At 68.8% G+C, this 12,150-nt stretch carries 7 protein-coding genes; 4 read left to right on the top strand and 3 right to left on the bottom strand.

Translation table 11 applies throughout. The annotated features are described in order from the left end of the window. Positions 1–103: 103 nt before the first annotated feature. Positions 104–1,228, bottom strand: a complete 1,125-nt coding sequence (mnmA, locus tag ELQ90_RS07635) for a tRNA 2-thiouridine(34) synthase MnmA (RefSeq protein WP_128494651.1) — start codon at positions 1,226–1,228, stop codon at positions 104–106. Positions 1,229–1,265: 37 nt separating this feature from the next. Continuing rightward, a complete protein-coding gene (locus ELQ90_RS07640) occupies positions 1,266–2,504 on the bottom strand; it encodes a cysteine desulfurase family protein (protein WP_128494652.1) in 1,239 nt (412 codons plus the stop codon). A 61-nt stretch (positions 2,505–2,565) separates the two neighbouring features. On the opposite strand from ELQ90_RS07640, the gene glgX reads away from it, so the two are divergent. Both glgX and ybaK read left to right on the top strand, forming a co-directional pair. Continuing rightward, a complete protein-coding gene (glgX, locus tag ELQ90_RS07645) occupies positions 2,566–4,620 on the top strand; it encodes a glycogen debranching protein GlgX (protein WP_128494653.1) in 2,055 nt (684 codons plus the stop codon). Further along, the gene (ybaK, locus tag ELQ90_RS07650) at positions 4,617–5,111 is read left to right on the top strand and encodes a Cys-tRNA(Pro) deacylase (RefSeq protein WP_208020587.1); all 495 of its coding nucleotides are present in this window, start codon (positions 4,617–4,619) and stop codon (positions 5,109–5,111) included. Before glgX ends, ybaK begins: the two co-directional genes overlap by 4 nt. Before the next feature lie 6 nt (positions 5,112–5,117). Here the strand turns inward: ybaK and glgP are convergent, their stop codons facing one another. Next, entirely contained in the window at positions 5,118–7,697 is a 2,580-nt protein-coding gene (glgP, locus tag ELQ90_RS07655; protein WP_128494654.1) for an alpha-glucan family phosphorylase, read from the bottom strand. A 201-nt stretch (positions 7,698–7,898) separates the two neighbouring features. On the opposite strand from glgP, the gene ELQ90_RS16925 reads away from it, so the two are divergent. Then, positions 7,899–9,875: an alpha-1,4-glucan--maltose-1-phosphate maltosyltransferase gene (locus ELQ90_RS16925; RefSeq protein ID WP_424980804.1), complete on the top strand. Its 1,977-nt coding sequence runs from the start codon at positions 7,899–7,901 to the stop codon at positions 9,873–9,875. An 89-nt stretch (positions 9,876–9,964) separates the two neighbouring features. Beyond that, positions 9,965–12,148 (top strand): 1,4-alpha-glucan branching protein GlgB, encoded by a 2,184-nt coding sequence (gene glgB / locus ELQ90_RS07665; protein ID WP_424980805.1) that lies wholly within the window; start codon positions 9,965–9,967, stop codon positions 12,146–12,148. Positions 12,149–12,150 lie beyond the last annotated feature (2 nt).

Here is a 12,150-nt window from a genome sequence, read left to right on the forward strand (position 1 = left end):
GGTGGTGGGAGCAGCAGCGTTCGCGTTCACGCCATCAGTCTAGAGACGACCCCCGACACCATCCGAGGGGTCGACGAGCGCGAGAGAATCGGTCCGTCGATGCCTATGCGTCGACGGTCACGGGCACGGCGCTCACGGTCCGGTCGATCGTGAACTGACCGAGCACACGCGTTCCGAGGTAGACGACGGCCGTCTGCCCGGGCGCGACCCCGTCGAGCGGCCGGGCGGGGACGACGACGAATTCCTCGCCGTCCGAGGTCGGCGCGATCCGTGCCCGCGCGGGCACGGGGTCGGCGTGCGCGCGGATCTGCACGTCGCAATCGAACCAGTCGCCGGGCTCGTCGAGCGGCTCGCCCGCCCACGAGAACCGGGCACCGGCGATCTCCGCGATCGCGAGGGCCTCCTTCGGTCCGACCACGACCTCGTTCGTCTTCGGACGCACCTCGAGGACGAACCGCGGCTTGCCGTCGTCCGCCGGCACGCCGAGCCGGAGCCCGCGACGCTGCCCGACCGTGAAGGCGTGTGCGCCGTCGTGGTCGCCGACGACGTTACCCGCGCGGTCGAGGATCGAGCCCGTCTCCGCGCCGACGCGCTCGGCCAGCCACCCTCGGGTGTCGCCGTCCGGAATGAAGCAGATGTCGTGGCTGTCGGGCTTCGACGCCACGCTCAGCCCTCGCGCCGCAGCCTCGGCGCGGACGACGGCCTTCGACGGCGTCTCACCGAGGGGGAACATCGAGTGCGCCAACTGCTCGGCCGTGAGAACGCCGAGGACGTAGGACTGGTCCTTCGCCTCGTCGCTCGCTCGGTGGAGTTCCACCGCCCCGGACGCCGAGCGGTCGAGCCGCGCGTAGTGTCCCGTGCACACGGCGTCGAAACCGAGGTCCACCGCCTTCTCGAGGAGCGCGGCGAACTTGATCTTCTCGTTGCAGCGCATGCACGGATTGGGGGTGCGACCCGCGGAGTATTCGGCGACGAAGTCGTCGACGACGTCGAGCTTGAAGCGCTCCGAGAAATCCCACACGTAATACGGGATACCGATGAGGTTCGCCGCGCGCTGGGCGTCCATCGAGTCCTCGATGGTGCAGCAGCCCCGGCTCCCGGTCCGAAGCGTGCCGGGCATCCGGCTGAGGGCGAGGTGCACCCCTACGACCTCATGACCGGCGTCGACGGCGCGCGCCGCCGCGACGGCGGAATCGACGCCACCGGACATCGCTGCGAGAACCTTCATACCGACCAGTCTACGGTCGGGCGCGCGGCGGGGTCCGTCAGCGCACGGCGACATCGCGTTCGGAGAGCCCCGCCTTTCGCGCCGATCGGATCACTCCCGGGATCGCCGCGAGGAACGCGTCGACGTCGTCCTGCGTCGTGGTGTGCCCGAGCGTCACGCGGAGGGCCGAGCGGGCGACCTCCTCCGACCGCCCCATCGCGAGCAGCACGTGCGACGGCTCGGGGACCCCGGCCTGGCAGGCCGACCCGGTCGACACCGAGATCCCCGCCATGTCGAGGAGGAACAGGATCGAATCGCCTTGGCAGCCCGGGAACGAGAAGTGCGCGTTCCCCGGGAGACGTACGGGCCCGTGCTCGTCGTCCGCCGACAGTGACACGCCGTTGAGAACGGCATCGGGAACGGCGTCGAGCACTCCTCTGACGAGACTCTCCCGCAGCGACGAGATCCGGGCGTCCTCCCCGGCCATCTCCTTCACCGTCACCTCCGCCGCACGAGCGAAGGCGACCGCCGACGCGACGTCTTGCGTTCCCGAGCGCAGACGACGCTGCTGTCCGCCGCCGTGGAGGAGCGGCTCGATGGTCGTGCTCCGGTCGAGCGCCAGGGCACCGATTCCCTGAGGGCCCCCGATCTTGTGCGCAGAGACCGACAGCGCGACCGGCCCCATCGCCCCCGTCGCGCCGGCCGAGGACCGCAGCGCTCCGAGGTCGAGGCGAACGTGGCCATAGGCCGCCACAGCGTCGATGTGGAGCGGAACGCCCGCGACCGTCGTGAGGCGAGCGATCGGCTCGAGCGACTCGACCGTCCCCACTTCGTTGTTCGCCGCGAGCACCGTCACGAGCGCGACCCGCCCGGCGTGGGCTCGGAGCACGCGCGCGAGGTCGTCGACGTCGATGGAACCGTCGTCCGACAGCCGCACCCAGGCGGCCTCGGCCCCCTCGTGCTCGGCCAACCACTCGATCGTGTCGAGGGTGGCGTGATGCTCTCCCCGCGAGGCGACGACCACGGGCCGACCGCCGTCCGCATTGCGGGACCAGTACAGCCCCTTGATCGCGAGATTGATCGCCTCCGTCCCTCCCGAGACGAAGAGCACCTCGATCGCGTCGACGCCGAGCGTCCGCGCGACGGTCTCCCTCGCCTCCTCGAGGGCCTGTCGCGCGGACTGCCCGTGGCTGTGGATCGACGAGGAGTTGCCGATGGCGCGCGACGTCGCGAGCCACGCTTCCGCGGCTTCCTCCCGCATCGGCGTCGTCGCCGAGTGATCGAGGTAGATCGCCATCCGTTTCCTCCGCTCACATGCCGTCACTCGACGGACTCCGGCCCCCTTTACTGTAGAACGCATGACACCGGCTGATCCCCTCCGCGACCTGGGCGTGCGACTCACCTCGTCGGGGGGCGAGATCCGTGTGTGGTCGGAGAACGCGACCGCAATCGACCTCGTGATCTTCGACGACACCGACCTCGACTGGATCGTCAAGACCGTGCCGCTCCAGCCGGTGGGTGCCGGCGTCTGGTCGGCCCGGACCCGGAGCCTCAAGACGGGTACCCGGTACGCACTGCGCGCGGACGGCCCCACCGGTCCCCGGCATGCGTTCGACCCGACGCGGTTCCTCCTCGATCCGTGGGGAACCGGTCTCGTCCGGCGCTCCCCCGGCGTCTACCGCTCCGCCGTACCCGATCACTCCTTCGATTTCGGCGGCGCGGAGAAGCCACGGGTACCTCTCGACCGCACCGTCATCTACGAAGCTCACCTCAAGGGCCTCACGCGGTTGAGCCCGCACCTCCCCGAGGAGTTGCGGGGCAGCTATGCGGGTCTCGCGCACCCCGCGACGATCGACGCCTTGCGCGACCTCGGCGTGACGACCGTCGAACTCCTGCCCGTGCACGCCTTCGTGTCCGAACAAAGGCTCATCAAGCAAGGACTGTCGAACTACTGGGGCTACAACACGCTCAACTTCTTCACCCCGCACTCGGCGTACGCCTCGAAGCGTGCGCAGGCGGACGGTCCGTCCGCCGTGCTGCGCGAGTTCAAGGGAATGGTGAAGCTTCTCCACGAAGCGGGTCTCGAGGTCGTCCTCGACGTCGTCTACAACCACACGGCGGAGGAGGGCCCCGGTGGTCCCACCACGAGCCTCCGCGGCCTCGACAACTCCAGCTACTACCGGCAGATGGACGACGGCCGCTACATCGATACGGCGGGCACCGGCAACACCGTCGACTTCTCGCGCGACGCGGCCCGGCGGCTCGTGCTCGATTCGCTCTCCTACTGGGCCAACGACGTTCAGGTCGACGGCTTCCGCTTCGACCTCGCGCCGGCGCTCGGCCGCGACGACAGGCACGAGTACCGGCGCGATCATCCACTCATCCGCTCCATCGTGGAGGCGCCGGAGCTCGCGGGCGTCAAGATGATCGCCGAACCGTGGGACGTCGGGATGGGCGGGTGGCAGACCGGCAACTTCCCCGACGGCTGGCACGAGTGGAACGACCGCTATCGCGACAGGGTCCGGAACTTCTGGTTGAGCGACGTCGACTACATGCGTCGCGCGGACCACGCACCCACGGGCATCGGCGGATTCGCGACGCGGCTCGCGGGTTCCTCGAACACCTTCTCGGGCGAGCGCGGTCCACTCGCCTCCGTCAACTTCATCACGGCCCACGACGGGTTCACGCTCGCCGACCTCGTCTCCTACGACGTGAAGCACAACGTCGGCAACGGCGAGTCCAACCGCGACGGGAGCGACAACAACCGATCGTTCAACCATGGCGCCGAGGGCGACACCGACGATCCGGCGATCCTCGCCACACGCAGGAAGGCGATGCGGAACCTCCTCGGGACGCTCCTCCTGTCGGCCGGTATCCCGATGATCACGGCGGGCGACGAGTTCGGTCGCTCCCAGCGCGGTAACAACAACCCCTACTGCCACGACTCCGAGCTCACGTGGTTGACGCACTCGCTGTCGTCGTGGCAGGTGCAACTCCGTGACCACACACGGCGGCTCATCCGGCTCCGCGCGGAGAACGCGGCTCTCCGCCCGACCCGCTACGGCCGTCCGGGCGAGACCACCCCGGGGGCGTCCCGGATGGACTGGTATGACGTCGACGGCGGGACCATGAGCGACGAAGACTGGCTGCGCGCAGACCATCGGACGCTGCAGTACCTCGCCGAGTCGACGCCCGAGGCGTCGACGGAACAGTCCAACCGCGTCCTGCTCATCGTTCACGGCACGGAGTCGCCCACGCGCGTCGTCCTCCCCCGGCACGACGGCGTCATTCGTTACGAACTGCTGTGGTCGAGCGTCGACGAGGAGCCGCTCGTCGAATCGTCGCAGCACGAACCCGGAGAGACAGTCGACCTCGCGGGCACGTCGATGCTGCTCTACCACGCGGTGTCGTGAATCGCTCGGCCCGACGCCCGCCCGCGACACCGGCGACGCGGCTGCTCGACACCACCCGCACACCGTGGACCGGCCACGTCTACACGCACGACCCGGGCGCGGCCTCGTTCGGAATGGAGGCGGCGGACGCCCTCGGCGTCGCGGCCGAACGCGTCTTCAAGACCCTGATCGTCGAGATCGACGGCTCGATCGTCGTGGTCGTCATCCCCGTCGCCCATCGCCTCGACCTCGGTGCGGCCGCCCGAGCCGTCGGAGGCAAGCGCGCCGTCCTGGCGGATCCGGCCGTCGCGGAGCGCCGGACCGGTTACGTCGTCGGTGGCATCAGTCCACTCGGTCAGAAGCACGCCCACCGGACGGTCGTCGATGCGTCGGCGGATGCCCTGGCGACCGTTTTCATTTCCGGTGGCCGACGCGGTTTCGAGATCGAGCTCGCGCCCGCCGACCTGCTCCGGCTCACCGCGGGCACGACCGCCGCGTTGACGGCCGACTGACCCACCTCACTGGGCGACGGCGACGAGTCCCATCTCCACGTCGCTCGCGACATCCGCGTGGTGCGGCACGACGCGGACCGTGTAGCCGAAGTTGCCGGAGCGCTCCAGCCGCAGTTCGCCACCGTAGACCGTGCCCCCGTCGTCGGTGCCGCGCCCCGCGCTGACGCCGGGATCGACAGGCTCGAGCGGAAGAATCGACGCGTCGGTCAGCTCCCCTTCCGCCGAGCCCGAACCGTACACGAGCTCGACACTGACGTCCTCGGATCTGAGGGCGCCGAGGTCGACGTACGCGCGCAGTCGCAACATCTCGCCGACCTGCGGTGTGACGTCGAGGCCACCCGATTCGACGTGGGTGATGGCCACGTTCGGCCAGGCCGACACGACGCGTTGTTTCCATGCGGCGAGCTCGCGCGCCGGACGGTAGCCCGACTCCGAGAGCCGCGCCGCCGCTCGAGCTGCCGGCACGTAGAGCGCCTCGACGTACTGGCGGAGCATGCGATCCGCGCTGAGGGTGGGAGACAGCGTCGCGAGCGAGTGCCGCACCGACGTCATCCAGCTACGCGGGATGCCCGCGTCGTCGCGATCGTAGAAGCGCGGAACGATGTGATGCTCGAGGAGCTCGTACAGCGACGACGCCTCGATGCGGTCACGTTCCTCCGGAGGGACGTTCGCCGCCGCGGTGGGAATGCCCCAGCCGTTCGCGCCGTCGTGGAACTCGTTCCACCAGCCGTCGAGGATGGACAGGTTGAGCGAGCCGTTGAGGGCGGCCTTCATGCCCGAGGTGCCGCACGCCTCGAGAGGGCGCAGCGGGTTGTTGAGCCAGACGTCGGTGCCCGGGAACAGGGTCTTCGCCATCGCCATGTCGTAGTCCGGCAGGAAGACGATGCGGGAGCGCACGTCCGGGTGCGCCGTGAACTCGACGAGCTGCTGGATGAGCCGCTTCCCCTCCTCGTCGGCCGGGTGCGACTTACCGGCGACGACGATCTGGATGGGGCGCTCCGGGTCGAGGAGGAGTGCTCTCAGTCGCTCCTCGTCGTGGAGCATGAGCGTCAGGCGCTTGTATGTGGGCACGCGCCGGGCGAAACCGATCGTCAGGATGTCGGGGTCGAGGACGGAACCGATCCAGTCGGGCACCACTCCCCCGGGGTTCTGCGACACCCATGTGGCCTCGACCCGACGACGCGCATCGGCGACGAGTTCGGCGCGCAGACGGCGCTTGGTCTCCCAGAGCGCCCCGTCGCTCACCGCGTCGTCACGCCAGTCGACGGCCGTGGTGTCGCGCGTCCCCCACGCGCGTTCGGCGAGCTCGGCGAGGTGGGGGCTCGTCCACGTGGCGGCGTGCACTCCGTTCGTGATGGAACCGATGGGGACGTCGTTCTCGTCGAACCCCGGCCACAGCGACCGGAACATCCGGCGCGAGACCTCGCCGTGCAGACGAGAGACGCCGTTGGCCCGCTGCGCGAGACGAAAGCCCATGATGGCCATGTTGAACGGACCGACGACACCGCTCGCATCGACCTCCTGGCCGAGGGAGAGCACGTCGTCGGCGTCCACCCCGGGGAGCAGATCCGTCGAGAAGTACCGGCGGACGAGCGCCGGGTCGAAGCGATCGATGCCGGCGGGAACCGGCGTGTGGGTCGTGAATACGGCGCCACCGCGGACGACCTCGTGAGCCTCGGCGAAGCTCAGACCGGCACCCACGAGGTCGGAGATGCGCTCGAGACCGAGGAACCCGGCGTGGCCCTCGTTCGTGTGGAACACGGCCGGGAACGCCGAGCCCGTCAGCTCGCACCACTGCTTGATCGCCCGGACCCCTCCGATGCCGAGCAGCAGTTCCTGTCGGAGGCGATGCTCCTCTCCCCCTCCGTAGAGGCGGTCCGTCACCTGGCAGAGGTCGGCGTCGTTCTCGGGTACGTCGGTGTCGAGGAGGAGCAGGGTCACTCGGCCGACCTTCGCCGTCCAGACCCGCGAGTTGAGCGAACGACCGTCCGGCAGGGCGAGCACGACGTCGACGGGAGTGCCGTCGAGGTGACGCAGCACGGAGAGCGGGAGTCCGTCCGGATCGACGATGGGGTAGGTCTCCTGCTGCCAGCCGTCGGCGGACAGCGACTGACTGAAGTACCCCGAGCGGTAGAACAAGCCGACCGCGACGAGCGGGACGCCGAGGTCCGACGCGCTCTTCAGATGGTCGCCGGCGAGGATCCCGAGGCCGCCGGAGTACTGCGGGAGCGCCGCGGTGATGCCGTACTCGGGAGAGAAGTAGGCGATGGACTCCGGCTTGTCCCCCTCGAGGTGCTGGTACCAGCGCGGCTCGGCGAGGTACCGCTCGAGGTCGTCGCGCAACGCATGTGCCCGGTCGACGAAACCGTCGTCGGCGGCGAGCTCGTCAAGGCGCGACTGGGAGACGGAGGCGAAGAGCGCCGTGGGATCGCGTTGCGCGTGTTCCCACGCGCCGGGCGCGATCTCCGAGAACAGCTCCCTCGTGGGCTCATGCCACACCCACCGGAGGTTGCCGACGAGAGTCTCGAGAGCGGCGAGCCGCTCCGGGAGAGCGGGGCGGACGGCGAAACGACGAATGGCCTTCACGCGCTCAGCCTACGGGAGGGGGAGGAGTGTAGCGCGTCGGGCCCACAGGGCGCGGACGTGCCCCGGACCCTGCCGCGGGATGGCCCGACGGGGTACGGTCTGAGGGTGGCGAAGAAGACGGCCGACCTTCAGTCGGCGCAGAAGGCTCAACCGACGACGACGACTCCGGACGGGTCTCTCCCGAGCCCCGGATCCCCAACGATCGGGCGCATTCCCATCCTCGGGGTCTCCCCGGAGGTCGAAGGCGGTCGATGGCCGGCGAAGGCCTTCGCGGGCGAGATCGTCCCCTTCCGAGCGACGGCGTTCCGTGAGGGCCACGACCTCATCGGTGTCCGCGCGCTCCTCACGTCGCCGAAGGGAGCGGAGTCGACGGTCGTGCTCGACCCGGGCGCACCCGGTACCGACTCGTGGGAGGGCGAGGCCCGCCTGGACGAACTCGGGACCTGGTCGTTCCGTATCCTCGCCTTCGCCGACGAGTTCGCGACGTGGCACCACAACGCCGAGATCAAGATCGACGCCGGGATCGACGTCGAACTCATGTACACGATCGGAGCGCAGCTGCTGGCCGCCGCCTCGGCCGACGCGTCCCGTCCCGCGTCCGAGCGCACCTACTTGTCACGACTCGCCAAAAAGCTGTCCTCCGTCAAGAAGACCGACGACCGGCGTTCCATCCTCGATGACCCGAAACTCGCACGCATCGCGCGAGAACGCCCCTTCATGGGGCTGCGCTCCACCTCCGAACCGCGGACGATCCGTGTCGAGAGGACCAGGGCCGGCTTCGCCTCGTGGTACGAGTTCTTCCCCCGATCGGAGGGCGCGCGGAAGCTCGAGGACGGGTCCTGGGTCTCCGGTACCTTCGCGACCGCTGCGAAGCGCCTCCCCGCGGTCGCCGCTATGGGCTTCGACATCGTCTACCTCCCGCCGATCCACCCCATCGGGCGCGCCTTCCGGAAGGGACCGAACAACTCGCTCGACGCGGGGCCAAACGACCCCGGCTCCCCCTGGGCGATCGGATCCGCCGAGGGCGGCCACGACGCGATCCACCCCGACCTCGGAACCGTCGAGGACTTTCAAGCCTTCCTCGGTTCGGCGTCGGAGCTCGGCCTCGAGGTCGCGCTCGACCTCGCCCTCCAAGCATCCCCCGACCACCCGTGGGTGACGGAACACCCAGAGTGGTTCACGACGCTCCCCGACGGGTCGATCGCGTACGCCGAGAACCCTCCCAAGAAGTACCAGGACATCTATCCGATCAACTTCGACAACGATCCGGAGGGTATCCGCGCCGAGGTGCTCCGCATCGTGCGGTACTGGATGTCGCTCGGCGTCCGCACCTTCCGCGTCGACAACCCGCACACGAAGCCCGTCGAGTTCTGGGAATGGCTCATCGGCGAGATCAACGCGACGGATCCGGACGTCGTCTTCCTGGCGGAGGCGTTCACCCGCCCGGCGATGATGCGAGCGCTCGCGAAGGTCGGCTTCCAGCAGGGCTACTCCTACTTCACCTGGCGGAACACACGCGAGGAGCTCGAGGAGTTCTTCATGAGCATCTCGACGGAAACGGCCGAGTACTACCGGCCGAATCTGTTCGTGAATACGCCGGACATCCTCACCGAATACCTGCAGTTCGGCGGACCGGCGGCGTTCACCATCCGGGCGGCGCTCGCCGCGACGGCCGGGGCCCTGTGGGGCGTCTACTCCGGATTCGAATTGTTCGAGAACGTCGCGCGGCCCGGTTCCGAGGAGAACATCGACAACGAGAAGTACGAGTACAAGGTCCGCGACTATGCGGCTGCGGAGGCAGCCGGCGCCTCCCTCGGTCTCTTCATCGGCACCCTGAACCGGATCCGTCGAGAGCACCCGGCTCTCGGCCAGCTGCGCAACCTGCGCATCCATGCCTCAGACGACGAGAACATCCTCGTCTACTCGAAGCACGTCTCCGCCGAGCTCTCCCCGACCGGTGCCTCCGACACGATCATCGTGGTCGCGAACGTCGATCCGCACTCGGTGCGCGAGACCGTCGTGCACCTGGATACGACCCTCTTCGGCATCACGCGCGGCACCACCTTCCGCGTGCACGACCTCGTCACCGACGCCGTCTGGGAGTGGGGCGCGGACAACTACGTCAAGCTCGACGCCTTCACCACGCCCGTGCACATTCTCGAGATCCTGGAGGACTGATCGTGACCACGATCCCCCCGAACACTCCCCCCGCCCCGGGCGACACCGTCTCGACCGAGAGGCAGCGCACGGCGCCCGACAAGGTCGCCATCCCCCCTCTCGACGACGTCGTCCTCGATCGCATCGCCGCGGGTGAGCACCACGACCCGCACTCGGTCCTCGGCAGCCACCCGGTCGCCGCCGACGGCGTCTCCGACGCCCTCACGGTGATCCGAACGCGACGTCCGCTCGCGACACGCGTTTCCGCGGTCCTCGACAGCGGCGCTCGCGTCGAGCTCTCACACGTGCGTGCGGGCATCTGGCAGGGGGCGCACGTCGCCGGTCACCAGCCGTATCAGATCGAGGCGAGCTATGACGGCGGGCCCGACTGGATCGCGGACGACCCGTATGCGTTCGCCCCCGCGATCGGCGAGCTCGATCTCCATCTCATCGGCGAGGGCCGCCACGAGCGCTTGTGGGACGTCCTCGGCGCCCACCGTCGCACCCTCGGTACCGCCGAGCGTCCCGTCACCGGCACGTCGTTCACGGTGTGGGCACCCCACGCGAGTGCCGTCCGAGTCGTCGGAACCTTCAACGACTGGAACGGCGAAGGTCACGCACTGCGCTCGATGGGCGGCTCCGGCGTCTGGGAGATCTTCGTCCCCGGAGTCGAGAGCGGCGCGCTCTACAAGTTCGCGTTGCGCGGCCGCGACGGCAACTGGGTCTCGAAGGCCGACCCCCTCGCGCGGTTCTCCGAGACTGCCGGTCTCACGGCGTCGATCGTCACCGAGTCCCACTACGAGTGGAACGACTCCGAATGGATGACGGCCCGTGCGGCGCGCGATCCCCACAACGGCCCGATGAGCGTCTACGAACTGCACGCCGGCTCGTGGCGGCTCGGCCTCGGCTACCGTGAGCTCGCCGACCACCTCATCGAGTACGTCACCGAGCTCGGCTTCACGCACGTCGAGTTCATGCCCCTCGCAGAGCATCCCTTCGGCGGCTCATGGGGCTACCAGGTCACGGGCTACTACGCCCCCACGAGCCGCTTCGGCGACCCGGACGACCTGCGCTACCTGATCGACCGCCTCCACCAGGCCGGGATCGGCGTGCTCGTCGACTGGGTGCCCGGTCACTTCGCGACCGACGCGTGGGCGCTCGCGCGCTTCGACGGCGAGGCCCTCTACGAGCACCCCGACCCGCGCCGAGGCGAGCACAAGGACTGGGGAACGCTCATCTTCGACTTCGGAAACCCGCAGGTGCGGAACTTCCTCGTCGCGAACGCGCTCTACTGGCTCGAGGAATTCCACGTCGACGGTCTCCGCGTCGACGCCGTCGCCTCGATGCTCTACCTCGATTACAGCCGCCAACCGGGCGAGTGGCTGCCGAACATCCATGGTGGCAACGAGAACCTCGAGGCGATCAGCCTGCTGCAGGAAGCCAATGCCACGGCCTACCGTCGCAACCCCGGCGTCATCATGATCGCCGAGGAATCGACGAACTGGGGCGGTGTGACAGCGCCGACGAGCGGCGGCGGACTCGGCTTCGGTCTCAAGTGGAACATGGGCTGGATGCACGACTCCCTCCAGTACATCGCCAACGACCCGATGTGGCGCTCGTACCACCACGGCGAGATCACCTTCTCGTTCCTCTATGCGTTCAGCGAGAACTTCCTGCTGCCGATCAGCCATGACGAGGTGGTGCACGGCAAGGGCTCGCTCATCGGCAAGATGCCCGGCGATCACTGGCAGAAGCTCGCCAACATGCGCGCCTTCCTCACCTTCATGTGGGCGCATCCCGGCAAGCAGTTGCTCTTCATGGGCCAGGAGTTCGGTCAGTTGTCCGAATGGTCGGAGGCGCGAGACCTCGACTGGTGGATCCTCGACCAGCCGGCGCACCGCGGGCTCCACTCGCTCGTCACACAACTCAACCGGGTCTATCGCGAGAACTCGGCTCTCTGGGAGCACGACAACGACTCCTCGGGGTTCGAGTGGCTCGACGGCGGCGATTCGACGCGCAACATCATCTCGTTCCTCCGCCGGGACGGCAACGGAGACGAGATCGCCGTGTTCATGAACTTCTCGGGCACGACCGTCGGCCCGTACCGCGCGGGCTTCCCGCAATCGGGCGTCTGGGACGAGATCCTCAACTCGGACGCCGCCGAGTTCGGCGGCTCCGGCATCGGGAACCTCGGGAGCGTCACGGTGAAGGACGAGCCATGGGCCGGCCGGCCGGCCTCCGCGGACATCACGCTGCCGCCACTCGCGGGGCTCTGGCTGAAGCGCCGCCGCTGACA

It is taken from the genome of Labedella phragmitis, assembly GCF_004078635.1.
In the GTDB taxonomy this organism is placed as follows: domain Bacteria; phylum Actinomycetota; class Actinomycetes; order Actinomycetales; family Microbacteriaceae; genus Labedella; species Labedella phragmitis.

What these genes read in the sequence shown, in the direction of transcription:
- glgX (WP_128494653.1), top strand. Translation starts at nt 2,566, where the DNA reads ATGACACCGGCTGATCCCCTCCGCGACCTGGGCGTGCGACTCACCTCG.
- mnmA (WP_128494651.1), bottom strand. Translation starts at nt 1,228, where the DNA reads ATGAAGGTTCTCGCAGCGATGTCCGGTGGCGTCGATTCCGCCGTCGCG.
- ELQ90_RS07640 (WP_128494652.1), bottom strand. Translation starts at nt 2,504, where the DNA reads ATGGCGATCTACCTCGATCACTCGGCGACGACGCCGATGCGGGAGGAA.